The sequence below is a fragment of the Methylobacterium sp. 17Sr1-1 genome (assembly GCF_003173775.1).
Taxonomy (GTDB): domain Bacteria; phylum Pseudomonadota; class Alphaproteobacteria; order Rhizobiales; family Beijerinckiaceae; genus Methylobacterium.
On record NZ_CP029552.1, the window covers coordinates 3,830,153 to 3,854,777 of the forward strand.

Here is a 24,625-nt window from a genome sequence, read left to right on the forward strand (position 1 = left end):
GGGGGATCCAGGCCGGTCGCCACAAGCTTGACCGTGAGGATCGCCCCGGTTGTCGCGAAAACGTCTACCGCTGTCCAGCCGATATTCTCCATTTGAGACGCAGAGACATCAAAATCTACGTCGGACGAGATGCGGGACGTCCCAGGGACACACCGTCCCGTGCTCTGCGTCATTCAGCGGAGGTTCGTCCATGATCCGACCGGACGTCTCGAACGGCTCCGGCCTGCCGCACGGTCGAGGGACGATTGAACGCCGGTCGGCATTGCCGATCGTGCCGGAGACGCGTCGGTTCGAGACGCTCGCACATGTTTTTGAGACGCAGACCATGGGTTGCCGGGCCCCGCACTTGGCCGAAGCTGCTACGATGATGCCGCTGCGCCGGCGTCGGACTGTGCCGGGGCCCGGGCGTCGTTGAGTCATTTCGTCATGATCGAGTCGAATGTCGGACAGTGGCCGCGGACGGTTTGGGAGCGCTTGGCTTGGGAGCGCCCGATGAGCGGGCGCGCGATTTCCCTGATGCTGGCCGTGGCGCTCGTTCTCGCCATCGCGGCGGCGGCGGGCGCGCCGCTCCTCGGGGCGCCCTGACGGTCGCGCCCTGAGCCGCCGCCCGTCAGGCCGCCGGCGGCCCGCCGAGCTTGATGCCGGCGCGGCGAAACAGCGTCAGCCAGATCGTGTTGAGTTCGCTGCGGGTCGCGTCGCTCGCCGCGAGATCGACCAGGAAGCAGCGCACCTCGACTTCGAGGCCGTGCTCGCCGATCCGCATCAGGAGGGCGCTCGGAGCCGGATGGGCCGCGACGTTGGGGTGGCGCTCCGCCACCTTCAGCAGGATCTCGTGCAGCACCTCGACGTCGGTCTCCTTGTCGAGGATCAGCGGCACGCGCAGGCGCTGGGTGTCGTCCGTGAGGGTCTTGTTGCGGACGATCGAGGTGATGAGATCGGTGTTCGGCACCACGAGGTCGGTGCGGTCGCCGGTGGCGATCAGGGTGGAGCGCACGCTGATCCGCTTCACCCGGCCCTCCTCGCCCTTGACGGTGACGAGGTCGCCGACCCGGATCGGCCGCTCGGCGAGCACGATCAGCCCCGAGACGAAGTTCGACACGATGCTCTGGAGGCCGAAGCCGATGCCGACCGAGAGGGCGCCGGCGATCACCGTGAGGCTCTGCGGGTTCACCCCGAGCTGGCCGAGCGCCATCACCAGCGTCAGGGCGAGGCCGCCTGAGCCAACCACCGTGATGACCGAGTAGCGCGCCCCGGCATCGAGCCGCGTATGGGGCAGGAAGCGCCGGTCGAGCCACCCGGTGGCGAGGCGGGTCGCCAGCAGGCCGGCGCCGAAGGCCAGGAGCGCGAGGCCGGCGGCGCCGAGCCAGCCGCGCAGATCCGCCACGGTGGTGCCGAGGAAGGCGTCCTGGAACGGGTTCAGCTCGCCGTGGGCGAGGCTCCACGGGCCGATCACCACGAACGCCATCGCGCCGACGACGAGGGCGTGCAGCAGGCCCGAGAGCGCGATCGAGGCGAGCGCCAGCGTTCCGGGCCGGAGCGAGACGGTGCGGCACAGCCGCGACAGCCGCGCCGAGCGGGCGACGTCCTCAGGCGCCACCGAGAGCGCGTCGACGCAGATCAGCACGATCCAGCCCAAGGCCACCAGCACCCCGGTGACGAGGAGGCGCCCGACCAGGAAGTCGCCGAGCGCCGTGAGGCCGAGGAGCACGCAGGCGACGGCGGCCGCCGTCACCGCCCAGACGAGGGGCCCTAGCGCCCCGAGGAAGCCGACTGGTGCGGCCGCCGGCATCGCCGCCAGCGCGGCCCCGTCCGGGGGCTCCGCGTTTGGAGGCTCGGCATGGGCGAGCCGCGCCAGGGCGCCGGCGAGGAGGGCGCAGCAGGCGAGCACCGCGAGGATCGTGGCGGCCTCGCCGATCGCCGGCCGGAACCGCGCCATGACGGCGAACTCGGCGAGGACGAGGTATCCTGCGTAGATCAGCAGCATCGCGGTGCCGGTGCGATGGATGGTCCGGGCCGCCGGGTCGCCGACCGCCAGGAGCCGCAGGGCGGGATCGTGCGGCGCCGCCAGCGCCCGCAGGATGCCGGTGCCGAGGATCGCGCCGGCGATGGCCGCGAGCAGCCGCACCGCGAGGGAATCGACGCTGCCGGGCGACAGGTCCATGTCCTCGTTGAGCAGGATCAGGAGGCCGAGGGCCACCGGCACCGGGGCCACCGTGACGACGAGGTCGATCATGGCGTGGACCGCCGCCGCCCGGCGCGGACCGATGCCCGCCCGCTCGCAGACGCGCCGCCAGCGCCGCGCCAGGCGCCGACCCGCCGAGCGGGCGATCCCGTAGAGGATCAGCCCGAGGACCAGCACCAAGGCCGCGCCGAGCATCTCCTCGTCGTCCAGGCCGGTCTCCGCCGCCCGCGCCCGCAGGTCCGCCAGCCGCTCGCCGACCTGTGGCAGGGCCCGGTCGAGGAGCTCACCCCAGAAGGCCGGGGTGAGCGGGCTCGGGCTCGGGGCGAGCAGGCGCCGGGCGAACAGCGCGCGCCGCGCCTCGGTCGCGCGGGCCAGGAGGTCTTCGGCGGTCCGCAGGCTCTGACCGTCCTGCCGCAGCCGCGCCTCGACCTGCGCCAGCTCGGCCTCGACCTGCCGCTTCTCGGCGGCGGCGGCCTCCGGCACCGCGGCGCGCCCGATCTCGGCGAGCTGCGCCTGGAGCCGGCTGCGACCCGCCTCCGCCTCCCGCCGCAAGGCCTTGGCCACGGCGATCAGGGCCTCGGCCCGGTCGCGCAGGCCGAGCAGGCCCTTGAAGTCGCCCTGCAGCCGCTCGGCCTCCGCCCGGGCCGCCGCGATCCCGGTGGTGAGTTCGGTGCGGCGGGTGTCGTCGGTCTGGGCCGACGCCGGGAGGACCAGCCCGAGCAGGAGTGCCAGCGCGATCAGGAGGCCGCGGAGAAGACCGGGAAGAGGCATGCGAGGGGAGACTTGGAAGACAGCCCGGGACGCCGCGCCGTGCGAAGCTTGGCCGCAGAGTGCGTAGCATGGCCGTGCCGATCGGCAAGAGAAAGCAGGCACGAGAAAGCAGGCACAAGAGGGGTGGGCGTCAGTGTTTTCGAAGGCCCTCGCTGGGTGCGGCAGGATTGCCGTGCTTCCGCGTCTCGGCGATATCCGCCGAATCTATTATGATACCGGAAAAGCGCGGGATCCTCTCTCCCGAGAGGGGTAGGGGTGAGGGTGGCTCGGTGTCCGAATAAGACAACAAACGTCGAGCTGCGCAGCTCGACGGGTCAGGATCACTGCGGCGGCCGAGCCACCCTCACGCGGGATCTTCGATCCCCACGACCCCTCTCCCACTCGGGAGAGGGGAGACGCACTTCATCTTTACTTCGTGGTTTGATCGGAAATCATATCACACGCCCTCGGCCGGGCGCGTCGCGATCCAGACCACGTGCGGGGTCCGCCCGGGGCGCTCGGAGCGGAGGCGGTGCTCCACGACCGAGAAGCCGGTGCGCTGGAGCCGGGCCTTGAACTTCCGGTCCGGGCAGCCGGACCAGATTCCGAGCAGGCCCCCCGGGCGCAGGGCCCAGCGCGCCCGCTTCAAGCCCCAGACATCGTAGAGCCGGTCGTTGGCCCGGCTGACCAGGCCGCGCGGGCCGTTGTCGACGTCGAGCAGGATCGCGTCCCAGGCCTGCGGCCCGGACTGGATCACCCGGGTGACGTCGCCCTCGCGGATCTCGACCCGCGGGTCGTCGAGGCAGGCGCCGAAGACGTGCGCCAGCGGCCCGCGGGCCCAGGCCAGGACCGAGGGCACCAGCTCGGCGACGACCACCTTGGCGTCGGGCCCGAGCTCGGCGAGCGCCGCCCGCAGGGTGAAGCCCATGCCGAGCCCGCCGATCAGCACCCGCGGCGCCGGATGGTCGCGCAACTGCGCACAGGCGAGGATCGCGAGGTCGCGCTCCGAGCCGCTGCGATGGCTGCCCATCAGCTCCATGCCCTCGACGACGATCAGGTACTCGTCGTCGCGCCGCACCAGCCTCAAGGAGCCGCCGCCGGGGATCGGGCCGGTGTCCAGTTCGGTCCAGGCCGCCAGCGCCGCGCCGGGCACGGGGGAACGCCGCATCGCTCGTCTCTCCACCGCCGGGGGAGGGGCGGGCGCCTCGTCGTTGAAAAGGGATGGACCGTCCGGCCGCGGGTCAGTCGCCCACCAGGGCGAGGTCGTCCCGGTGCACCATGGCGGCCCGGCCCGGATAGCCTAAGACCGCCTCGATCTCCCGGCTCGACCGTCCGAGGATGCGCCCGGCATCGTCGCTGTCGTAGGCGACGAGGCCGCGGCCGAGAACCCCGCCGTCGCGGGCCCGGATCGTCACCGCGTCGCCGCGGCTGAAGCTGCCCTCGACCCGTACCACGCCGACCGGCAGTAGGCTCGCCCCGCCCTGGAGCGCGCGGGCCGCGCCGGCATCGATCGTCAGGGTGCCGCGCGGCTCCAGCGAACCGGCGATCCAGGTCTTGCGGGCCGCGCCCGGCGTCGAGCCGGCGAGGAACCACGAGCAGCGCGCGCCCGCCGCCACCGCCTTGAGCGGGTTCTTCGGGCGCCCGTCGGCGATCATCATGTGGGTGCCGCCCGCGACCGCGATCTTGGCCGCCTCGACCTTGGTGCGCATGCCGCCGCGGGACAGTTCCGAGGCGGGCCCTCCCGCCATGGCGTCGATCTCCGGGGTGATCCGGGCGATCACCGGCAGGTGCTCGGCGCCCGGGTCGCTCGCCGGCGGGGCGGTGTAGAGCCCGTCGATGTCGGAGAACAGCACCAGCAGGTCGGCGCCGATCATCGTGGCGACGCGGGCGGCGAGGCGGTCGTTGTCGCCGTAGCGGATCTCCGAGGTCGCCACCGTGTCGTTCTCGTTGACGACCGGGACGGCGCGCTCCTCCAGGAGCTTGAGCGTGGTGGCCCGCGCGTTGAGGTAGCGCCGGCGCTCCTCGGTGTCCTGCGGCGTCACCAGGATCTGGCCGGCGACGATGCCGTGATGGGCGAGCGCCTCCGACCAGTGCCGGGCGAGCGCGATCTGCCCCACCGCCGCGGCGGCCTGGCTCTCCTCCAGCCGCAGGGGGCCCGGGGCGAAGTTGAGCACCGTGCGCCCGAGCGCGATCGACCCGGAGGAGACCACCAGCACGTCGACGCCGCGGCCGTGCAGGTCGGCGATGTCCTCGGCCAGAGCCGCTAGCCAGGCATGCCGCAGCCGCCCCCGCGCCCGGTCGACGAGGAGCGCCGAGCCGACCTTCAGGACGACGCGGCGGAACTGGTCGAGGGTGGGGGTCTCGGGCGGGCGGGGCGCTGGAATCGTGAGCATGGGGCCGAGTGTCACGGGAGAGCGGGCGTGTCGAGGGCGATCATACCGGTAGACCGTTCTCGTCGTAGAAGTCGGAATGCTCCGAGGTGGCACCCGGCAGCCGATACCGGGCCACGTCCTTCACGAGGACGCGCAGGGCGTCGTACTCCTCCCGTTGGGCAGGAGTGAGGAACGCCGTTGCGACGGCATGTGCGCCGGATTCGTGCAAGGGGCGCGCGACGCCGTCGGACGTCGTCTCAGGACACTCCGCCATCCGCTCGGCGATATCGGCGGAATCGATGACAGGACGCTTCGCCATCAGCCACTCCGTTGCGATCCGAGTTCTTACGCTTCTGCCATCCTCTCGACCGAGAGAACCGAAGCCAGCCTCACGAGGTCGCGAACTTGGTCGAGGGCGGTTTTCATGGCCGTACGCTCACGGCAGGCACGAGGTCCGTCCTGCTTAAATCGTTCCCCTTGAACAACAGAGGAAGATTGTCACGCTTGGCGATCGCGTAGCACAAGCAGTCGCCGAAATTTAAGGACGCGGGATGCCCGCGACCTTTCCCGTACCGATCGAATGCCTGTTGAGCGATGAAGGTATGGGCTGCCGTAAAAGGGAGGAGTGTAAGATTCGAGAGCACCATGAGATCACGCAGGATGGCTGTCGCATCGGGCTCGCCGCGGCGCTCGACGGCGATATGCGCTTCCAGGGCTGTCGGTGTGCCCAAGACACAGTCTTCCCGCGCCAAAGCGGCGAGAAAGGTTTGCGCCTCCGGCTCGCCGAAGGCTATGGCGAGCAGCGCCGACGTATCGACCGCGATCATCGCGGCAGGCCATCCTCGTCGTAGAGGTCGCTGTGATCGGAGTTCGTCCCCGGCGGCAGCTTGGCCCTGACAGCCGCGCCGTGCGCCAGGATGTCGGCGATGAAGGCTTCCCGATCCCGAAGGGGTTGCCGCGGAGCCATCAGGGCACGCGCCGCCGACGTCTCGTCATAGGCCCGTAGCGCCTGCGCGACGGCGTCGTCCGGGGTTGTCCCGAGACGCTTCGCGAGACGGCGGACCAGCCGCAGCGTCTCGTTGCTGTCGATGATCAGAGGCTCGGCCATGGGGCATCTCCCGTCTGCGCGGAGGCTACCGCGTGACGCGCGTCAACCTCAAGGCTGCCAGGCCGCCCGCTCCACCGGTGCCTCCGCCGCCGCCTCGTCCATCCGCGCCATCAGGGTGCGCAGGGCCTCGGTCACGCCCTGCCGCGTCGCCGAGGACAGGACGAGCGGCTTCTGGCCGGTCTCCGCCTCAAGCCGCTCGACCTGGAGCGCCAGGGTCTCGGGATCGAGGACGTCCGCCTTCGAGAGGGCGACCACCTCGGGCTTCTCCTCCAGGCCGTGGCCGTAAGCCTCGAGCTCGGTGCGCACCAGCCGGTAGGCGGCGCCGGCATCCTCGCTCGTGCCCTCGACGAGGTGGAGCAGCACCCGGCAGCGCTCGACATGGGCCAGGAACTTGTCGCCGAGGCCGATGCCCTCGTGCGCGCCCTCGATCAGCCCCGGGATGTCGGCGAGCACGAATTCGCGGGTGTCGACCCGTACCACGCCGAGGCCCGGATGCAGGGTGGTGAAGGGGTAGTCGGCGATCTTGGGCTTCGCGGCCGTGACGGCCGCCAGGAAGGTCGACTTCCCGGCGTTCGGCAGCCCGACGAGGCCCGCATCGGCGATGAGCTTGAGGCGCAGCCAGAGCCAGTGCTCCTGGCCTTCCAGTCCCGGATTGGCGTGTTTCGGGGCGCGGTTCGTCGAGGTGGTGAAGTAGGCGTTGCCGAAGCCGCCATTGCCGCCCTTGGCGAGACGCACCCGCTGGCCGACCGTGGTCATGTCGGCGATCAGGGTCTCGCGGTCCTCGGACAGGATCTCGGTGCCGGCCGGCACCTTCAGCACCACGTCCTCGCCCTTGGCCCCCGCGCGGTTGCGGCCCGAGCCGTGCTCGCCCTTGCGCGCCTTGAAGTGCTGCTGGTAGCGGTAGTCGATCAGGGTGTTCAGCCCCTCGACGCACTCGATCCAGACGTCGCCGCCCCGGCCGCCATCGCCGCCGTCGGGCCCGCCGAACTCGATGAACTTCTCCCGCCGGAACGAGACGCAGCCGGCGCCGCCGTCTCCCGAGCGGACGTAGACCTTGGCCTCGTCGAGGAACTTCACGGGATCACTCCAGAATGACTCAGGGGCGGCCGGGGAGGGACCCCGACCGCAATGATTGTATCAGATCAGGCGCCGGCCCGGCATTCCGGCCGGTCGTGACGCTCGAAGACGAGGCCGGCGGCGTGCCAGGTCTTCAGGCTGTCCCAGGCCCGCCGGTCGAGCCGGAAACGGTCGACCGGGAAGACGCCGCCGCGGGCCGGGAAGGCCTGCAGGCCGGAGCCGACCGAGGCGAAGCCGCACTTCTCCAGCACCCGCCGCGAGGCCGGGTTGACGACCCGGGCCGACGAGGTGAGCTCGCTCCCCTCCGTATAGGCGAAGAAGGCGTCGATCATCGCCCGCGCGGCTTCCGTCGCGAGGCCCTGGCCCCAATGCGGCGTGCCGAGCCAGTAGCCGAGATGCGGCGCGCCGTCCGGATCGGGCTCGATGCTGACGATGCCGATCGCCTGGGTCGGGTGCCGCCGCGGCGTGATCGCCATGACGAGTGCCCGCCCGTCCGCATTGGCCTGCCGCGATTCGAGGATGAACCTGTCCACGGTCGGCGGATCGAGCGGATGCGGAATGCGCGCGGTCATCCCGGCTACGGCTTTCTCACCGGCGAAACGGACGAGGGCTTGCGCGTCGGCCTGACGGGCCCAGCGCAGCCACAGCCTCCGGGTCTCGAGCCGGAAGACATCGTCGCGGGTGAGGTCGGGAAACATCGCCTGACTCCGATCCGAACCCAGAGCCTCCCGCTCGGGCACGGTTGCGAGAACGACGAAAGGGAAGGTGGTTGCCCCACCTTCCCCTCGTGATCTCGCTCGGAGCTTGGCCGTATCGGGCCTAAGATGAGCAGGAGTCGCCGGGTCGGTGTGGGGACACCGGCGGAGCTCCCTCGTCACTGGCTCCGTCGGGTTACTCTGCGGCCTCCAGGGCCGGGGCGGCGTCGTTGGCGACGACCGTTACGAAGGCGCGGCCTCGTTTGGTGATAAATTGCACGCGGCCGTCGGTGAGCGCGAAGAGGGTGTGGTCGGTGCCCATGCCGACGTTCACGCCGGGATGCCACTTGGTGCCGCGCTGACGCACGATGATGTTGCCGGCGATGACGGACTCGCTGCCGAACTTCTTCACGCCGAGACGACGACCAGCCGAATCGCGACCGTTGCGGGACGAACCGCCTGCCTTCTTGTGAGCCATGGGGCTAACTCCTGAATTCTGGAAAAAGGGCTCGCGGCCAGCTTACGCGGCGCTGATGCCCGTGACGCGGACCACGGTGAGGTCCTGGCGGTGACCGCGCTTGCGGCGCGAGTTCTGGCGGCGGCGCTTCTTGAAGGCGATGACCTTCGGGCCGCGGGCCTGCTTCACGATCTCGCCGGCGACGCTGACGCCCGACACCAGCGGGGCGCCGACCTGGGTCGCGCCGGCGCCGTCGGTGAACAGCAGCACTTCGCCGAAGGTGACCGCGGTGCCGGCCTCGCCCTCGAGCTTCTCGATCGTGATGACGTCGTTGGCGGCGACGCGGTACTGCTTGCCGCCGGTCTTGATCACTGCGAACATCGTTCTCGTCCGTGTTCCATCCGGCCTCCGGCACCCTGCCGGGGTCGTCTTTTTGACAATTGACGCTCGGGGGTCTGGATCAGACCATCGCGAACGCGACGGCGCGCGGACCGTGCAGCCCGCGCGCCAGATGGCACCGTTACGGGTGCGCGCGCCGCCTGTCAACGGCATCGCCCCCGGTTTCGCCGCCCCGCCTTGATTTCCCGTCCTCCTTCGCCGAAGACCGCCCGGCGGCGGGCCGGACGGCTTGAGCCGGAGGAGCGGGAGACCACGATGGAAGAGCTTGTTGCCCGGGTGACGCAGGCCACGGGACTCGACGCGACCACGGCCCAGAAGGCGATCGGGCTCATCCTGGCCTTCCTGCAGAAGGAGGGCCCGGCCGAGGAGGTCAACAAGTTGATCGCCGCCATGCCGGGCGCCGACGCGGCGATCGCCCAATCGGGCGACGGCGGCCCCGGCGAGGGCGGCGGCGGCCTGATGGGCATGCTCGGCGGCATGATGGGCGGCGGCGTGATGGCGCTCGGCCAGAAGCTGATGTCGGCCGGCGTGCCGATGGGCCAGATGCAGCCGCTCGGCCGCGAGCTGTTCGCCTATGGCCGCGAGAAGGCCGGCGAGGACGTGATGGGGCCGATCGTCGGCTCGATCCCGGGCCTGAACCAGTTCGTCTGACGGGTTTTTGGCGGCGGGGCGGCACCGCCCCGCCAACTGGTTCACGGACTTCGTAAACCCCTGTCATATTCCCGTGCGGGGTTTCGTGGTGTCTTGTCGCCGCGCAGGGCGCTCAAGCCCGCCCGGCGCCGGACTCTTGGCGCCGGATCGGTCGGCGCCGCACGGGATGCCTCGATCATGGTTCCGTTCCTCACCCGCGGCCCGGCCGGCGACGGCCGCCATGCTCCGCCCGGCATTCCCCTCGCGCGCCTCATCGGCCGGGCCGCGGAGGGCGGCATCCACCTCAAGGGACTGGCCCAGCCCGCGCGGATCTTCCCCCGCCTGAAGCACTTCGAGACGCCCGGCCTCGACCCGGTGCTCGGCCGCATCGGCTCCCTCGAAGTGCGCCTCGCGACCACTCCGAAGGAGGTCAAGCGGGCCCAGCGCCTGCGCTACCGGGTGTTCTACGAGGAGATGGCGGCGATCCCGACCGGCATGGCGATGCTCAAGCGCCGCGACGCCGACGAATACGACGCGGTCTGCGACCACCTCCTGGTGATCGACCACGCCGCGCAGGAACAAAAGCCCTTCCGCAAGTCGAAACCCCGGGTCGTCGGCACCTACCGGCTGCTGCGCCAGGAGCAGGCCGACCGGCATTTCGGCTTCTACACTGCCGGCGAATACGATCTCGGCCCGGTGCTGGAGGCCAATGCCGGCAAGCGGGTGCTGGAGCTCGGCCGCTCCTGCGTGCTCAAGCCCTACCGCACCAAGCGCACCGTCGAGCTGCTCTGGCACGGCATCTGGACCTACGTGCTGCATCACCGCATCGACGCGATGCTCGGCTGCGCCAGCCTGGAGGGCACCGACCCCGAGCGCCTGGCCCTGCCCTTGAGCTTCCTGCACCACTTCGCCCGCGCCCCCGAGGGCTGGCGCGCCCGGGCGCTGCCGGGCCGCCACGTCGCCATGGACCGCCTCAGCCGCGAGGCGATCGACCCCAAGGCCGCCCTCCAGGCCCTGCCGCCGCTGATCAAGGGGTATCTCCGGGTCGGCGCCACCTTCGGCGACGGCGCGGTGGTCGATCGCCAGTTCGGCACCACCGACGTGTTCGTGGTGCTGCCGGTGGACGCCATCGCCAAGCGCTATATCGGGCATTTCGGAGCGGAGGCGGGGCGGCACGCGGCGTAAAGGGCTTGCTCCGTCGCGGCCTGCCGGCCGCTCTTACCTTATCTCACTCACAACCTCATCCTGAGGTGCCGGCCGATCGAAGATCGGTCGGCCTCGAAGGAGGCCTCCAGAAATTTCTGTGATCCCTGGAGGCCTCCTTCGAGGCCTCCGCTGCGCTCCGGCACCTCAGGATGAGGTCGTAGATGGGATCGTCAGGAGGAGAAACGCGAGACGCCGGACTGTCTCGGGAATGGTCGTGGGAGTACGGCGTCTCCCTCACCACCCGCCACCCCGCCGCGCCCGCAGGTGATCCCGCGTGATCGCGTCGAGGGTCGGCGTGCCGAGCAGCGTCATGGCGTTGTCGAGTTCGCTCCGAAAAATCTCGATCGCCCGGGAGACGCCTTCGGACCCGCCGGCCGACAGGCCCCACAGGAACGGCCGCCCCAGGCTGCAGGCCGTGGCGCCGAGCGCCAGCGCCTTGATTACGTCGGTGCCGCGGCGCACGCCGCCGTCGAGGATGATCTCGGCGCGGGCTCCCACCGCGTCGGCCACGTCGGGGAGCGCGGCGATCGCCGCCGGCACGTCGTCGAGCTGGCGGCCGCCGTGGTTCGAGACGATCACCGCCTCGATCCCGAGCGCCACCGCTCGCTCGGCGTCGGCCGGGTGCAGGAGGCCCTTCAGCGCCATCGGGCCGCGCCACTGGTCGCGGATGCGGGCGATGTCGTCCCAGTTCGCCGAGGGGTCGAACAGCGAGGCGACGTGCTGCGCCACGCTGGTGAAGCCGCTGCCCGCCACCTGGAAGTTGCCGAAGCCCAGCCGCGACCGGGCGGCGCCGGCGAGCCAGGCCGGGCGGCGGGCGAGGTCGAGGGCGGTGGAGAGGCGCGGCCGCAGCGGCATGGTGAAGGCGTTGCGCAGGTCGCGTTCGCGCCGTCCCTGCACCGCGAGGTCGACGGTGAGGCACAGGACCCGGTAGCGCGACGCGGCGGCCCGGCGCAGCAGCGCCTGCATCCAGTCCCGGTCGCGCAGGAAGTAGAGCTGGAACCAGCGCTCGCCCTCGGGCGCTCCTTGCGCCACGTGCTCGATCGAGCCGACGGAGTTGGTCGACAGGCAGTAGGGAATGCCGGCCCGGGCGGCGGCCTGCGCCCCCGCCACCTCGCCGTCGGGCCAGAAGAAGCCGGCGAGGCCGGTCGGGGCCATCATGATCGGCAGGGACGACGGGGCGCCCAGGATAGACCGGGAGAGGTCGCGGGTACCGACATCGACGCCGACCCGCGGCATCAGCATCCAGGAATCGAAGGCCTCGACATTGTCGCGCAGGGTCCGCTCGTCCTCGGCGCCGCCGTCGATGAAGTCGAACACCGCCTTCGGCAGCCGCCGGGCGGCCTGGTCGCGCAGGTCCGCGATGGCGAAGGCCCGCTGCAGCCGGGCGGTCAGGCGGGTCGGGGCGGCGGGGGTCGCCTGGGCCGCCTGGGCCGGCGCGCGCGGCGGCGTCGGGGCGGAGGACGGCCGAGGGGCGAGGGCCCGCCCCGGGCCGCGCTCGTCTGCATCCACGCTTGCCTCCCCCTCCGGTTCTTCGATCCGGTCACCCGACGGGTAGCACCGGCGCCCGGCCGCCCGCAACCGGCGGGGAGGGGCGCGGAACCGGGGCAGAGGCCGCGCGTCGAACCCGCTCCATCAACCCTCGGCGTGCGGCGCGGCATCACATGGCGGACCAGGACGAGGCGGACCAGGACGAGGCGGAGCGCGGCGAGATCGAGGACCGCTCGGCGCCCCGCGCCACGGTCGTCCACGAGGCGGTGCGCAAGCAGGGCGAGGAGGAACTGGAGCGCCCGGCCGGCTCCCTGTTCTGGTCCGGCGTCGCGGCCGGCATCGCCATCACGGCCTCGGTGATCGCGCAGGGCGCGCTGCACCACAAGCTGCCGCCCGACATGGCGGCCCGCACCCTGGTCTCGCAGCTCGGCTATCCGCTCGGCTTCCTGATCGTGATCCTGGGGCGGCTGCAGCTCTTCACCGAGCAGACGATCGTCACCGTGCTGCCCCTCGTCACCCGGCCGAGCCGGCGGGCGCTCGCGGCGACCGCGCGGCTGTGGGGGATCGTGCTGCTGGGCAACCTCGTCGGCACCGGCGCCGCGGCGGCGCTCAACGCCCATGGCCACCTGGTGAGCCCGGGCCTCCTCGACGCGATGCTGGCGGTGTCGCGCGAGAGCCTGATGCACAAGACGCCGTCGGAGATGCTGCTCCAGGGCATCCCGGCCGGCTTCCTGATCGCCACCGTGGCGTGGTTGCGGGCGGCGTCGGGCGGGAGCGAATTCTGGATCGTCTTCACCCTCACCTTCGCGATCGTGCTCGGCGACTTCACCCACGTGGTGGCGGGCGCGGCGGAGGCGTTCCTGCTGCTCGTCTCTGGCGAGGCCGGCCCCGGGCACGTGCTCGGCGGGATGATCCTGCCGGCGCTGGTCGGCAACGTCGTCGGCGGTACCGGCCTGTTCGCGCTGTTGGCCCACGCCCAAGTCCGACAGGAACTGTGAGTGCGGCAGGAACTGTGAGAGGTTCGTGCTGCGCTGCGGCAGGCTGCCGATTTTCTCGTCTCCCCGCGCTTGCTAAGCAGGGCGCGACGGATCGACGAGAAAAGGGAGACCGATGAGCCTCGTTCAGGCGGCCTTCGGCCGGTTCAAGCAGACGGTGACGGCCTATGCGGGCGACGCCCCGCTGATGCGGGCCGCGGTGTCGGCCTGCGCCAACGTGATCGTGGCGGACGGCGAGGTCGCGGGGGCGGAGTTCGAGGCGGCGCTCAAGGGCATGCTGGCCGATCCGATCCTCGAGAAGGGCTACGACAGCCTGATGCTGGAGGAGGAGCTCTACGACGCGATCGGCCGCGCCCGCACCCGGGCCGGGCGGATGCAGAACATGCATTTCATCGAGGCTCTGGCCGAGCGCCCGGCGGAGCAGCGCCAGAGCGTCTTCCTCATCGCCGCCGACGTCGCCGATTTCGAGGGCATCAGCCCGTCCGAGCACCGGGCCCTGACCGAGGTGGCCGGCGCGCTCGGGCTCGACCGGGACGCGCTGCTCGCCTGAACGTCAACCCTCCCTCAGCGCGCTCGGCGGGCGGTCGTGCAGGCGGCCCCAGGCCCGGCGGAGCTGGCGCGGCGAGGCGAAGCCCGCCCGCTCGGCCACCCGCTCCATGTCGAGGCGGGTCTGGGCCAGGAGGTCGCGGGCCAGTGCCACCCGCAAGCCGTTGATGTAGCTCGGCAGGCTCATTCCCGCATGACGGTTGAACAGTCGCGAGAGGTGGCGCGGGCTGGTGGCGGCGATGTCGGCGAGCGCCTCCAGGCTCCAGGCCCGGGCCGGATCGGCGCTCACCGCATCCTGCACCCGGTGGATCGCCGGGTGGAGGTGGTTGCGCCCGTCGAGCCAGGGCGAGAGCTGCGGGTCGTTGCCGGCCCGGCGCAAGTAGACCACGAGGTAGCGCGCCACCGCCGCCGCGCAGGCCGGATCGACGAGGCGCGCGACGAGGTGCAGCATCAGGTCGATGCCGGCGGTGATGCCGGCGCTGGTCAGCCGCTCGCGGTCCTCGACGAACAGCCGGTCCTCCAGCACCCGGGCTTCGGGAGCGAGCGCCGCGAGTTCGGCGCAGGCCGCGTGATGGGTGGTGCAGGCATGCCCGTCGAGGAGCCCGGCCCGGGCGGCCAGCAGGGCCCCGGAGCAGATCGAGACCAGGCGGTGGCCCGGCCTGATCGTCTCCCGCAGCCAGGCGACGATCGCCGCCTCGGCGGCGCGCTCATGGTCGCCGGGAAGCGAGGGATCGTCGAGGACCCGCTCCGCCGTGCCGGCGAGCACCACGGTCGCCCCCTCCGGCAGCGGCGCGGGCAGGGGCCGAAGGCCCGCGATCCCGAGTCCGGTCGAGCTCGTGACTTCCGCGCACGGCCCGACATGGCTGACGCGGAACTGCACCCGGTCCTGGAGCAGGTTGGCCTTGCGCAACACCTCGACGGGCCCGGCCGCGTCGAGGAGCAGGGTGCGCGGCGGACACACCACGAAGACCGGCAGGATGGCCTGCGAGGCGGCCGAGTTGTCCGCCGTCGTGCTCATGCGGCGAGGCGCGAGGCCGGCCCGTCCAAGGCCTCGTCGACGGTGGCGATGCGGGCGAAGCGCCCGGCCAGCACCAGCTCGGTGCGGGCCCGGATCTCGTTGGCGCTCCAGCGCCGCCCGGCGGCATCGGTCATCGCGAAGGTCAGGGTCGCCTCCGCGACGTAATCGACCGCGTAGCCGAGGTCGGAGGCGTGGCGGGTGGTGGTCTCGCAGCACTGCTCGGTGCGGATGCCGCTGACGATCAGCCGGCGGATGCCATGCTGGTTCAGCCAGACCTCGAGGCCGCTGCCGACCAGCGCGCTGTGGCGCCGCTTGTGGAACACCGCGTTGGGGGTCAGCCGCAGGGGCTCGAGCGTGCGGACATGGCCGGAGGCGAGGGAGAACGGCCCCTGCTCCTCGACGTGGAAGACCTGCAGCACGGGGACGTTTCGCGCCACGGCGCCGTCGATCAGGGCCTGTGTCCGGTCGAGGAAGCGGGGCAAATCCGCCTCGTCCCAGTAGGGACGGTGGCGGAAGGATTCCTGGACGTCGATGACGAGGAGGGCGGTGTCCGGCATGGCTCGATCCTTAGCGGGTGGGACGGCGCCAGGATAGGCCCCGCCCCCGAGTCCGAAAGGCCGCGTCCGGACCGGAAGCGGACGAAAAAGGACAGAGGTCTAGCCGGGCCGGAAGACGCGCAGGCGGTGTCCGTCGGGATCGAGGGCGACGAAGGTGCGGCCGAAATCCATCTCGGTCGGCGCCTGGAGGATCGTCAGGCCGCGGGCCGCCCAGTCGGCATGCACCGCCGCGAGGGCGGCGTCGTCCGCGACGGTGACGGCGACCTCGGTCCCGCCGCCGGCCGCCGCCGCGGCCGGCACGACGGTGTGGCGGGACCACAGGCCGAGCCTCAATCCGTTCTCGAAGGCGAACAGCACGAAGGTCGGGCCCGCCTCGACCGGGGCGCGGCCGAGCAGGGCGGCATAGAAGCGGCCGCTCGCCTCGGGGTTGTCGACGTAGAGGAGGGTGTAGGTCGGCTGAAGCATCGTGGGGGCTCCGGTCTGGTGCGGTGCCCCCGGGATCTACGCGGCCCCGCTGACAGATTCCGGCAGCAGCGATCAGGGGACGATGCCCTGGAGGGTGCGCCACTCCCGCAGCAGGGCGTGGCGGGAGCGGGCATAGCGCTCCCCGGTGAGGGCCAGGGTCTCGATCCGGTCGGTGCGGAAATGGCGGAAATCGTCCCGCGCCTCGCACCAGGCGACGACGACCCGCACCCGCTCGAAGAAGCCGAGGGCAAAGGGCCAGACCACCCGCTCGGATTCCGCCCCGCCGGCGTCGCGGTAGCGGATCGCCACCTTGTGCTGCGACCGGATGGCGCCGCGCAGGGACGCGAGGTCGACGCGCTCCGGCGCCGCCTCGGCGGGGCCGACCATCAGGGTCGAGGCGTCGAGCCGGTCGCGCAGGTCCGGCGGCAGGACCGCGGCGATCTTCGCCAGCGCGTCGTCCGCGGCCGCCGCGAGGGGCGTGTCGGCCCGCCCCGCCACCCAGCGCATGCCGAGGACCAGGGCCTCGATCTCCTCCTCGCGGAACATCAGCGGCGGCAGGATGTAGCCGGGGCGCAGGACGTAGCCGAGGCCCGGCTCGCCCTCGACTGGCGCTCCCTGCGCCTGAAGGCTGGCGATGTCGCGGTAGAGGGTGCGCAGGCTGACGCCCAACATCTCCGCGAGCTGCCGGCCGCTCACCGGGTTGCGGTGACGGCGCAGCACCTGGATGAGGTCGAGCAGGCGTTCGGCACGGGACATCGTCAGGGCGGCTCGCGACGGATCGAAGGCCGTCTCGTCGCAGACCGGGTCCCGGAGCGGAAGGCCCCGCCGCGTCAGCGCGCCGCGACCACCGCCACCCCGGCCCCGACCATGACCCCGCCGGCAACCCGGTTCGCCCGCCGGACGGCCGCGCGGGTGCGCAAGGCGCGGCGCAGCCGGCCGGCCAGCACGACGTGGCCGCCGATCACCAGGACCTCGACCGCTAGGATCACGCCGGCGAGAATCCCGACCTGCGACGGAGCGAGGGCGGCGCCGACCACGTTCGGCAGCAGGGCGAGGTAGAACAGCGGCATCTTCGGGTTGCCGAGGTTCAGGGCGAGTCCGGTGAGGACGCTCTCCGCCAGGCCAGGCCGTGGGCCGCCCACCCGCTCCGCCGGCAGCACCGGCTCCGCGATCCAGAGGCGGATCCCGGCAAAGATCAGGTAGGCGGCACCGAGGTGGCGCAGGACCGTCATGACCAGCCCCATCTCCTGCGCCACGACCGCGAGCCCGCTGGCGGCGAGGGCGAGGACCGCCAGGATGCCGACCACCATGCCGAACCCGTAGGCGAGGCCGGCGGCCGGTCCGTGCGACAGCGTGCGGGCGACGATGGTCATGTTGTCGGGCCCGGGGCTTGCGGCGAAGACCAGGAAGGCGGCCGCGAAGGCGAGGAGGGTCGTGAGGTCCATCATACGCGCCTATGCGAGAGTGAGCACGGGGTCCATCCAAGGATCGGGCCAGCTCTGCCTTTGGGTCAACCGCGCGCGGTGGCGAGAGGTGATCGCGGCGTCCTGCGCCGCAGGCCGAGCATCAGGGCGAGCGCCGTTCCGGCCGCGGCGGCGCCCGCCAGCGACACCGCCGGAAAGCCGAGGCCCGCATCGATCACCAAGCCGCCGAGGGCGGCTCCGATCGCGTTGCCGAGATTGAAGGCCCCGATATTCATCGCCGAGGCGAGGTTCGGGGCGGCGGCTGCCGCGCTCACCACCCGCATCTGGAGCGGCGGGACGATGGTGAAGCTCGCGACCCCCCACAGGAAGATCAGCGGCCCGCAGGCCCAGGCGGAGCGCATGCACGCCGCGAACAGCACCAGCAGCACGATGAGGCTCGCCAGCGCGCCGATCAGGGTCCCGTCGAGGGAGCGGTCCGCCAGACGCCCGCCGAGCCCGTTGCCGATGGTGAGGCCGAGCCCGTAGACGACCAGCATCGCCGTGACGAAGCCGGAGCCGGCCCCGGTCTCCACCCGCAGGATCGGCGCGATGTAGGTGAAGACGGTGAACATCGCGCTGGCGCCGAGCACCGTCAGCAGCAGGGCCGAGAGCACGGAGCCGTGCCGCAGCGTGCGCAGTTCCGCCCGCATGTCGGTGCCGGCCTCAACGGGAAGCGGCGGCAGCGAGAGCCGCAGCGCCAGCATCGCCACGCCGCCGATGGCCGCAATTCCGAGAAAGGCGGTGCGCCAGCCCAGGATCTCGCCGATCCAGGCGGCGAGCGGCACGCCGCCGACCGTCGCGACGGTCAACCCCGAGAACATCGCGGCGACCGCGGAGGCGCGCCGCTGCGCCGGCACCACGCCGGCCGCGACGACCGCGCCGACGCCGAAGAAGGCGCCGTGGTTGAGGGAGGTGACGATCCGCGCCGCCAGGAGCGTGATGTAGCCCTCGGCCAGCCCCGAGAGCAGGTTGCCGAGGGTGAACACGCCCATCAGCCCGATCAGCAGGGTCCGGCGCGGCGTGCGGGCGAAGAGCAGCGTCATCAGCGGCGCCCCGACGAGGACGCCGACGGCGTAGGCGCTGACCAGCAGGCCCGCCGCCGGAATCGAGACCCCGAGATCGGCGGCGATGGTCGGCAGCATGCCCATCGGGGCGAATTCGGTGACCCCGATGCCGAAGGCGCCGATCGCGAGCGCCAGCAGGGGTGGGTTGATCGTCATGAAAGACTCCCGCTTGTTCCGAACCGGCATTGTCTTGACGATTGGCAGGGGCGGTAGTCAGGCTCGCGGACCAGGATTTGTGCGCTGGAGTCATGAGTGAGGCGGGACGCGACCGATCGGGCCGGGGAAATGGCGGCTTTCGCCGCCGTGGTGCGGGCCGGCAGCCTGTCGGGCGCCGCCCGCGCCCTCGGCCTGACGCCGTCCGCCGTCAGCCGCATCGTCGCGCGGATCGAGGCCCGGCTCGGCGTGCGCCTGATCGTGCGGACGACCCGCAGCCTGCACCTCACGGCGGAGGGCGAGACCTATGCGCGTGCGGCGAGCCGCGTCCTGGCCGATCTCGACGAGGTGGAGAGCACCATCGCCGACCAGGCCTCGCCGCGCGGCAAGGTCCGGGTCAGCGCCGCCACGGCCCACGGCCGCCTGGTCGTCGTGCCGTTGCTGGCGGAGTTCGTCGCGCGCTATCCCGAGATCGCCGTCGAGATCGATCTGAGCGACCAGATCGCGGATGTGCTCGGGGGGCGGGTCGACGTGGCGATCCGCTTCGGCCCTCTCGCCGACAGCCCGCTGACCGCCCGCCGCCTTGGCGAGACCGGGCGCATGGTCGTCGCGGCCCCGTCCTACCTCGCCCGCGCCGGCGTGCCTCGGGTCCCGGCCGATCTCGCGCGACACAATTGCCTGGATTTCAGCTTCCGGCGCATCGAGCCCGGCTGGCCCTTCCGCGAGGCGGGGCGCGATTTTCTGCTCGCGGTCCGGGGCAACCTCACGGCCAATAGCGGCGAGACGCTGGTGCAGCTCGCGGTGCAGGGGGTGGGCGTCACCCGGGTCGGAAGCTTCCACATCCAGGAGGAGGTGGCGAGCGGCCGGCTCGTCCCCCTCCTCGAAGCCTACAACCCACAGGACCGCGAGAGTATCCACGCGGTGTTCGTCGGCGGTGCGACGGTTCCGGCGCGGGTGCGCGTCCTCGTCGATTTCCTGGCGGAGCGGATGCGGGCCCGGTCGCCGGGTGGATGACCGGCCGCGATCCGGCTCGTCAGTGCTGCCCGACCTCGCCCAGATGCGTCAGCAGCGCCTCCGCCACCTGGTCCGGCGCCTCCCGGGTCGGGAAGTGGCCGACACCATCGAGCTGCACCTGACGATACGGCCCGGTGAAATGCTTCTCCTGCCCTGAGAACGAGGCCGGCAGCAGGCAGGTGTCCTCGGCCCCGTGGATCACCAGAGTCGGCACCGCGATGCCGGTCGCCTCCTCCGCCGCCTGCCTCAACTCGGCGAAGCGCGGGTCGGGCGCGTCGGCGCCCCAGCGCGAGCGGTAGAAGTTGAGGGTGACGGCGGCCCAGTCCGGATTCTGGAACGACGGCGCGGTCTTGCCGAAGGTCTCGTCGGTGAACCAGGGGCCGGGCGGGCTCCAGGCGACCCATTGCTCGCGGGCGAAGGCGAGCGGGTTCTCGCGCACGAAGGCGGCGCCCGGCTCGGTGTTCATGAACCACTGGTACCAGAAGGCCCGCACCTGCGGCAGCGGCGGCACGCCGATCCGGCCGGGCGCCCAGGGCACTGACAGGGCGGCGATGGACGAGACCCGCTGCGGCCGGGCGGCGGCGAGCAGGTAGACGACGCGCGCACCCCAATCGTGGCCGACCACCGGCAGGCGCGAGAAGCCGAGGGCATCCATGAAGGCGAGGATGTCGGTGGCGAGCGCCGCGGTCTCGCCGGTCTTCGGGCCCTCGGCGTTCAGGAACTTCGTCGGCCCGCAGCCGCGCCAGTAGGGCACGATGGTGCGCCAGCCCGCGGCGTTCAGCTTCGGAACCACGCCGTCGAAGGTGCGCGGATCGTCCGGCCAGCCGTGCAGCAGCAGGACCGGCTGGCCCATGTCGGGCCCCGAGGCCTCGTAGGTGATCTCGACCTCGCCGGCCGTGACGCTGTTGACGTCCATGGGCAATGCTCCCCCGGTCCACACACGCGAAGGGCGGGACCCTGAAGGCCCCGCCCTTGCTCCCCTTCGGGATACGAGATGGGTCAGCCGATGATCTTGTCGATGGTGATCGGCAGCTCGCGCACCCGCTTGCCGGTGGCGTGGAACACCGCGTTCGCGACGGCCGCGGCGGCCCCCACGATGCCGATCTCGCCCAGTCCCTTGACGCCGAGCGGGCTGACCTTGTCGTCGTGCTCGTCGACGAAGATCACCTCGATGTCGTGGATGTCGGCGTTCACCGGCACGTGGTACTCGCCGAGGTTGTGGTTCATGATCCGCCCAAGGGTGTGGTCGAGCATCGACTCCTCCTCCAGCGCCGCGCCGATCCCCATCACAACCCCGCCGAGGATCTGGCTGCGGGCGGTCTTGAGGTTGAGGATCTTGCCGGCCGCGATGGCGCTCACCACCCGCGTCACCCGCACCACGCCGAGATCCTCGTCGATCTTCACCTCGGCGAAGACCGCCGAGTGGGTGTAGGCCGAGAAGCGCATGTTGGTGAGCATGCTCGGCTTGACCTTCTCGGTCGCCTCGATCCTGTCGGTGCCGCCGGCCCGCATCGCCTCGGCGATCGACACCTTGCGCGAGGGATCGGTCTGGAGCCGGATCTCGCCGTCGGCGAAGGTCACGTGGGCGAAATCGGCGTTGGCGAGGGGTGATTCCGCCATCCCGCGGGCGTAGCCGAACAGCTTTTCCGCCACCGTGCGGCAGGCCGCCTGCACGGCGGCGCCCGAGGAGGCCGCGGTCCAGGAGCCGCCGGCGAGCGGCGCCTCGGGGAGCGCGGTGTCGCCGAGGCGGGTGGTGACCTGGTCGAGGGGGAGACCCAGCGCGTCGGCGCCGATCTGGGCGAGGATCGTGTAGGTGCCGGTGCCGAGATCGGCGGTGGAGCAGGCGAGTTCGAGCTTGCCGTCGGGCGTGAGCGTCGCGCTCGCGCTCGACTGCATCATCATGGCTTCCCACACGCCGGTCGCCATGCCCCAGCCGACGAGCTCCCGCCCGTCGCGCATCGACCGCGGCTCCGCCTTGCGCTTCGACCAGCCGAAGCGCGCCGCGCCCTGCTCGTAGGCGGCGCGCAGGGCCTTCGAGGTGAAGTCCTTGCTCTCACCCTCGTCGCGCTCGGCATAGTTGCGCAGGCGCAGCTCGAGCGGATCGACGCCGGTCGCGTAGGCGAGCTCGTCCATCGCGCATTCGAGGGCGAAGATGCCCGTGACGGCGCCCGGCGCCCGCATGTCGGACGGGGTGTAGGTGTCGATCTTGGCGAGCTTGTAGTCGAGCGTGACGTTAGGGCAGTGGTAGAGCAGGCCCGACCAGTTGACGACCGCCTCCTGGTAATCCTCGAAGGTCGAGGTGCCGGCGACCGCATCGTGCGTCAGGGCCTGGAGCCGGCCGTCCTCGTCGGCGCCGAGGGCCACGGTCTGGTAGGTTTCCGGCCGGTAGCCGAAGGTGAACATCTGGTCGCGGGTCAGCACCACCCGGACCGAGCGCTTGAGGTCGAGGGCGGCCGAGACCGCGAGGTAGAGCTGGTATTGCGGGCGCAAGCCCGAGCCGAACCCGCCGCCGACATAGGGAGTGATGACCCGCACGTCGTCGGGCTTCAGGTTGAACACGCTGCAGACGTAGCCCTGCGTGTTGTTCACGCCCTGGATCTTGTCGTGGATGGTGAGCTTGCCCTCGCCCTCGTAGACCACCGTCGAGGCGTGCGGCTCCATCGGGTTGTGGTGCTCGATCGCCTGCTTGTACTCGTGGCTCAAGCGGATCGGCGCCGCGTCGTAGGCGCCCGCGGCGTCGCCGCGCGGGTCCGGTGGCGGCTTGATGCCGGAGCGCTTCTTCGGCGGCACGTAGGCCGCATCGCGGTTCTTCTCGAGGTCGGTGTTCGGCGCCTCCTCGGCATAGGTGATCTTGACCAGGGTGGCGCCGTAGCGGGCGAGCTCGAAGCTCTCGGCCACCACCAGGGCCACCGGCTGGCCGCCATAGACGATCTCGGGCCCGTTGAGCGCCCGGAACGGCGAGCCGGGGGGCGCGACCTGATCGCGGTAATTGTAGTCGAGCCAGGCCGTGCGCGGCCTGTTCTCGTGGGTGAACACCTTGATCACCCCGGGCACCGCCTCGGCGGCGCTCGCGTCGATCGCGGTGATGCGGCCCTTGGCGATGGCGCTCGACACCACCACGCCGTGGGCGAGGTCGGGGGCGGTGAACTCGGCGGCGTATTTGGCGGCGCCGGTCACCTTGGCGGGGCCATCGAGCCGGCTCCGGGCGGTGCCGACGTAATGCGAGGGAGTGGCCATGCGGGTCCTCAGGCGATGCGCTTGTCGGTCTGGGATTGCGGCGTGCCGGCGGCGGCTTGGACCAAGCCCCGCACGATGGCGCGCCGCGCCAGTTCGACCTTGAAGGCGTTGTGGGTGTAGGGCCGTGCCTCGGCCAGGATCACGTCCGCGGCCTCGCGGAAGGTCTCGGGCGTGGCCGGCTTGCCCTGGAGGCGCGCCTCGGCCTCCCCGTTGCGCCAGGGCTTGTGGGCGACGCCGCCGAGCGCCAGGCGCGCGGTGCGGATCGTGTCGCCGTCCATCTCGAGGGCTGCGGCGACCGAGACCAGCGCGAAGGCGTAGGACAGCCGGTCCCGCAGCTTCAGGTAGGTGTAGTGCTTCGAAAAGTCCTCGTCGGGCAGGTCGACCGAGAGCACGATCTCGCCGTGGCGGAGCGTCGTGTCGCGGTCAGGTTCGTCGCCCGGCAGGCGGTGGAACTCGGCGAAGGGGATGGCACGCCGGCCGTTCGGCCCCTCGACCTGCACGGTCGCTTCGAGGGCCGCCAGGGCCACGCACATGTCGGAGGGATGGGTGGCGATGCACGTGTCCGAGGCGCCGAGGATGGCGTGGATGCGGTTGACCCCGGTCATCGCCGGGCAGCCGCTGCCGGGCTCCCGCTTGTTGCAGGGCGTGCCCTCGTCGTAGAAATAATAGCAGCGGGTGCGCTGGAGCAGGTTGCCGCCGGTCGTGGCGGCGTTGCGCAATTGCGGCGAGGCTCCGGCGAGGAGTGCGCTCGCGAGCAGGGGATAGCGCTCGTTGACCAGCGGGTCGTAGGCGAGGGTGGCGTTCGGCACCAGCGCGCCGAGCCGCAGGCCGCCCTCGTGCTGGACGATCTCGTCGAGCGGCAGGCGGGTGATGTCGACGAGGCGCCCCGGCCGCTCGACATTGTACTTCATCAGGTCGACGAGGTTGGTGCCGCCGGCGATGAAGCGCGCCGACGGATCGGCCGCGAGCGCCTGCACGGCTTCCTGCACGGTGCCGGCGCGGGTATAGTCGAACCGGTTCATTCCGCGGCCTCCCGGAACGACGATGCTTTGTTCTTCAGCACGTCCTCGACGGCATCGACGATGTTGGAATAGGCGCCGCAGCGGCAGATGTTGCCGCTCATGTGCTCGCGGATCTCCTCGCGCGAGCGGGCGCGGCCTTCCTCGATCAGCGCCACCGCCGACATGATCTGGCCCGGCGTGCAGTAGCCGCACTGGAACGCGTCGTGCTCGACGAAGGCCGCCTGGACCGGGTGGAGGCTGCCGGAGGACAGACCCTCGATGGTGGTGACCTCGGCGCCGTCCTTCTGCACCGCCAGGGCCAGGCAGGAGTTGATCCGCTTGCCGTCGACGATCACCGTGCAGGCGCCGCACTGGCCGTGGTCGCAGCCCTTCTTGGTTCCGGTGAGGTCGAGTTCCTCCCGCAGGAGGTCGAGGAGGGTGGTCCAGGGCGCGACCTGAAGCTTGCGCTCCTGCCCGTTGACCGTGAGGGTGACCGGGATCGTGCCCGGTGGGGCGGAGGAGCCGCTTTCGCTCAGCATGGGTCTGCCATCGATCGTGAGGAGGCCCGGCACCGGCGCACGCCGAAAGGGGCGCGCGGCCCACGAGCCGGGCGGCATACCCGATAACCGTTCCAGTGTGGGGTCGTTCCCCAAGGGAGTATGGGGGGTTTGGGGACGGGTGGTCGCGGGGGGAGGGGACGATGCCGTTGCGTGCGAAAACCTGCTCCCAGTCAGGAGGCCGACTTCCA

General features: G+C 71.5%; 26 protein-coding genes. 5 read left to right on the forward strand and 21 right to left on the reverse strand.

What is annotated here, in order from left to right; translation table 11 throughout:
- Positions 1-610: 610 nt before the first annotated feature.
- From DK412_RS17205 to rplU, 10 genes are all read right to left on the reverse strand, one after another.
- Positions 611-2,953, reverse strand: a complete 2,343-nt coding sequence (locus DK412_RS17205) for a DUF3772 domain-containing protein (protein WP_109972938.1) — start codon at positions 2,951-2,953, stop codon at positions 611-613.
- Between the two features lie 436 nt (positions 2,954-3,389).
- Positions 3,390-4,100, reverse strand: a complete 711-nt coding sequence (locus tag DK412_RS17210) for a hypothetical protein (RefSeq protein ID WP_109972939.1) — start codon at positions 4,098-4,100, stop codon at positions 3,390-3,392.
- Positions 4,101-4,173: 73 nt separating this feature from the next.
- Positions 4,174-5,325, reverse strand: coding sequence for a glutamate 5-kinase (gene proB / locus DK412_RS17215; RefSeq protein WP_109972940.1), 1,152 nt, complete (start codon positions 5,323-5,325; stop codon positions 4,174-4,176).
- Between the two features lie 40 nt (positions 5,326-5,365).
- Positions 5,366-5,623, reverse strand: a complete 258-nt coding sequence (locus DK412_RS17220; protein WP_109972941.1) for a hypothetical protein — start codon at positions 5,621-5,623, stop codon at positions 5,366-5,368.
- Between the two features lie 103 nt (positions 5,624-5,726).
- A complete protein-coding gene (locus DK412_RS17225; protein ID WP_109972942.1) occupies positions 5,727-6,131 on the reverse strand; it encodes a type II toxin-antitoxin system VapC family toxin in 405 nt (134 codons plus the stop codon).
- Entirely contained in the window at positions 6,128-6,412 is a 285-nt protein-coding gene (locus DK412_RS17230) for a type II toxin-antitoxin system VapB family antitoxin (RefSeq protein WP_109972943.1), read from the reverse strand. The genes DK412_RS17225 and DK412_RS17230 overlap by 4 nt, the downstream gene beginning before the upstream one ends.
- A 48-nt stretch (positions 6,413-6,460) precedes the next feature.
- Entirely contained in the window at positions 6,461-7,489 is a 1,029-nt protein-coding gene (gene obgE / locus DK412_RS17235; protein WP_109972944.1) for a GTPase ObgE, read from the reverse strand.
- Positions 7,490-7,554: 65 nt separating this feature from the next.
- Positions 7,555-8,187 (reverse strand): GNAT family N-acetyltransferase, encoded by a 633-nt coding sequence (locus DK412_RS17240; RefSeq protein WP_109972945.1) that lies wholly within the window; start codon positions 8,185-8,187, stop codon positions 7,555-7,557.
- A gap of 193 nt (positions 8,188-8,380) precedes the next feature.
- Positions 8,381-8,662 (reverse strand): 50S ribosomal protein L27, encoded by a 282-nt coding sequence (gene rpmA / locus DK412_RS17245; RefSeq protein WP_109972946.1) that lies wholly within the window; start codon positions 8,660-8,662, stop codon positions 8,381-8,383.
- A gap of 42 nt (positions 8,663-8,704) precedes the next feature.
- On the reverse strand, positions 8,705-9,022 hold the full coding sequence (rplU, locus tag DK412_RS17250; RefSeq protein WP_048436258.1) for a 50S ribosomal protein L21: 318 nt from the start codon (positions 9,020-9,022) through the stop codon (positions 8,705-8,707).
- A 273-nt stretch (positions 9,023-9,295) separates the two neighbouring features.
- Between rplU and DK412_RS17255 the strand changes: the two genes are divergently transcribed.
- Together DK412_RS17255 and DK412_RS17260 are read left to right on the forward strand one after the other, a co-directional pair.
- On the forward strand, positions 9,296-9,691 hold the full coding sequence (locus DK412_RS17255) for a DUF2267 domain-containing protein (protein WP_093571228.1): 396 nt from the start codon (positions 9,296-9,298) through the stop codon (positions 9,689-9,691).
- 177 nt (positions 9,692-9,868) lie between these two features.
- Positions 9,869-10,855, forward strand: coding sequence for a GNAT family N-acyltransferase (locus tag DK412_RS17260; RefSeq protein WP_109972947.1), 987 nt, complete (start codon positions 9,869-9,871; stop codon positions 10,853-10,855).
- A gap of 255 nt (positions 10,856-11,110) precedes the next feature.
- On the opposite strand, the gene DK412_RS17265 is transcribed toward DK412_RS17260, so the two are convergent.
- On the reverse strand, positions 11,111-12,385 hold the full coding sequence (locus tag DK412_RS17265) for an alpha-hydroxy acid oxidase (RefSeq protein WP_162596232.1): 1,275 nt from the start codon (positions 12,383-12,385) through the stop codon (positions 11,111-11,113).
- A 152-nt stretch (positions 12,386-12,537) separates the two neighbouring features.
- On the opposite strand from DK412_RS17265, the gene DK412_RS17270 reads away from it, so the two are divergent.
- Together DK412_RS17270 and DK412_RS17275 are read left to right on the forward strand one after the other, a co-directional pair.
- A complete protein-coding gene (locus DK412_RS17270) occupies positions 12,538-13,362 on the forward strand; it encodes a formate/nitrite transporter family protein (RefSeq protein ID WP_109972949.1) in 825 nt (274 codons plus the stop codon).
- Between the two features lie 112 nt (positions 13,363-13,474).
- A complete protein-coding gene (locus DK412_RS17275) occupies positions 13,475-13,909 on the forward strand; it encodes a tellurite resistance TerB family protein (protein ID WP_109972950.1) in 435 nt (144 codons plus the stop codon).
- 3 nt (positions 13,910-13,912) lie between these two features.
- Here the strand turns inward: DK412_RS17275 and DK412_RS17280 are convergent, their stop codons facing one another.
- From DK412_RS17280 to DK412_RS17305, 6 genes are all read right to left on the reverse strand, one after another.
- Complete coding sequence (locus DK412_RS17280; RefSeq protein ID WP_109972951.1) at positions 13,913-14,923, reverse strand: helix-turn-helix domain-containing protein; 1,011 nt, start codon at positions 14,921-14,923, stop codon at positions 13,913-13,915.
- Complete coding sequence (locus DK412_RS17285) at positions 14,920-15,480, reverse strand: isochorismatase family protein (protein WP_109972952.1); 561 nt, start codon at positions 15,478-15,480, stop codon at positions 14,920-14,922. The genes DK412_RS17280 and DK412_RS17285 overlap by 4 nt, the downstream gene beginning before the upstream one ends.
- Before the next feature lie 99 nt (positions 15,481-15,579).
- Positions 15,580-15,945 carry a VOC family protein gene (locus DK412_RS17290; protein ID WP_109972953.1) on the reverse strand — a complete coding sequence of 122 codons (366 nt, stop codon included), beginning with the start codon at positions 15,943-15,945 and terminating at the stop codon, positions 15,580-15,582.
- Positions 15,946-16,017: 72 nt separating this feature from the next.
- Positions 16,018-16,701, reverse strand: coding sequence for a YafY family protein (locus DK412_RS17295; RefSeq protein WP_109972954.1), 684 nt, complete (start codon positions 16,699-16,701; stop codon positions 16,018-16,020).
- A 74-nt stretch (positions 16,702-16,775) separates the two neighbouring features.
- Positions 16,776-17,390, reverse strand: a complete 615-nt coding sequence (locus tag DK412_RS17300) for a LysE family translocator (protein ID WP_109972955.1) — start codon at positions 17,388-17,390, stop codon at positions 16,776-16,778.
- Positions 17,391-17,455: 65 nt separating this feature from the next.
- Positions 17,456-18,628 carry an MFS transporter gene (locus tag DK412_RS17305; RefSeq protein ID WP_109972956.1) on the reverse strand — a complete coding sequence of 391 codons (1,173 nt, stop codon included), beginning with the start codon at positions 18,626-18,628 and terminating at the stop codon, positions 17,456-17,458.
- A 96-nt stretch (positions 18,629-18,724) separates the two neighbouring features.
- On the opposite strand from DK412_RS17305, the gene DK412_RS17310 reads away from it, so the two are divergent.
- Entirely contained in the window at positions 18,725-19,639 is a 915-nt protein-coding gene (locus DK412_RS17310; RefSeq protein WP_109972957.1) for a LysR family transcriptional regulator, read from the forward strand.
- Between the two features lie 19 nt (positions 19,640-19,658).
- On the opposite strand, the gene DK412_RS17315 is transcribed toward DK412_RS17310, so the two are convergent.
- The 4 genes from DK412_RS17315 to DK412_RS17330 form a co-directional block, all read right to left on the reverse strand.
- Positions 19,659-20,555, reverse strand: coding sequence for an alpha/beta hydrolase (locus tag DK412_RS17315; protein ID WP_109972958.1), 897 nt, complete (start codon positions 20,553-20,555; stop codon positions 19,659-19,661).
- Between the two features lie 83 nt (positions 20,556-20,638).
- A complete protein-coding gene (locus tag DK412_RS17320; RefSeq protein WP_109972959.1) occupies positions 20,639-22,876 on the reverse strand; it encodes a xanthine dehydrogenase family protein molybdopterin-binding subunit in 2,238 nt (745 codons plus the stop codon).
- Positions 22,877-22,884: 8 nt separating this feature from the next.
- Positions 22,885-23,898 (reverse strand): xanthine dehydrogenase family protein subunit M, encoded by a 1,014-nt coding sequence (locus DK412_RS17325; RefSeq protein WP_109972960.1) that lies wholly within the window; start codon positions 23,896-23,898, stop codon positions 22,885-22,887.
- Entirely contained in the window at positions 23,895-24,416 is a 522-nt protein-coding gene (locus tag DK412_RS17330; protein ID WP_109972961.1) for a (2Fe-2S)-binding protein, read from the reverse strand. Before DK412_RS17330 ends, DK412_RS17325 begins: the two co-directional genes overlap by 4 nt.
- Positions 24,417-24,625: the final 209 nt, after the last annotated feature.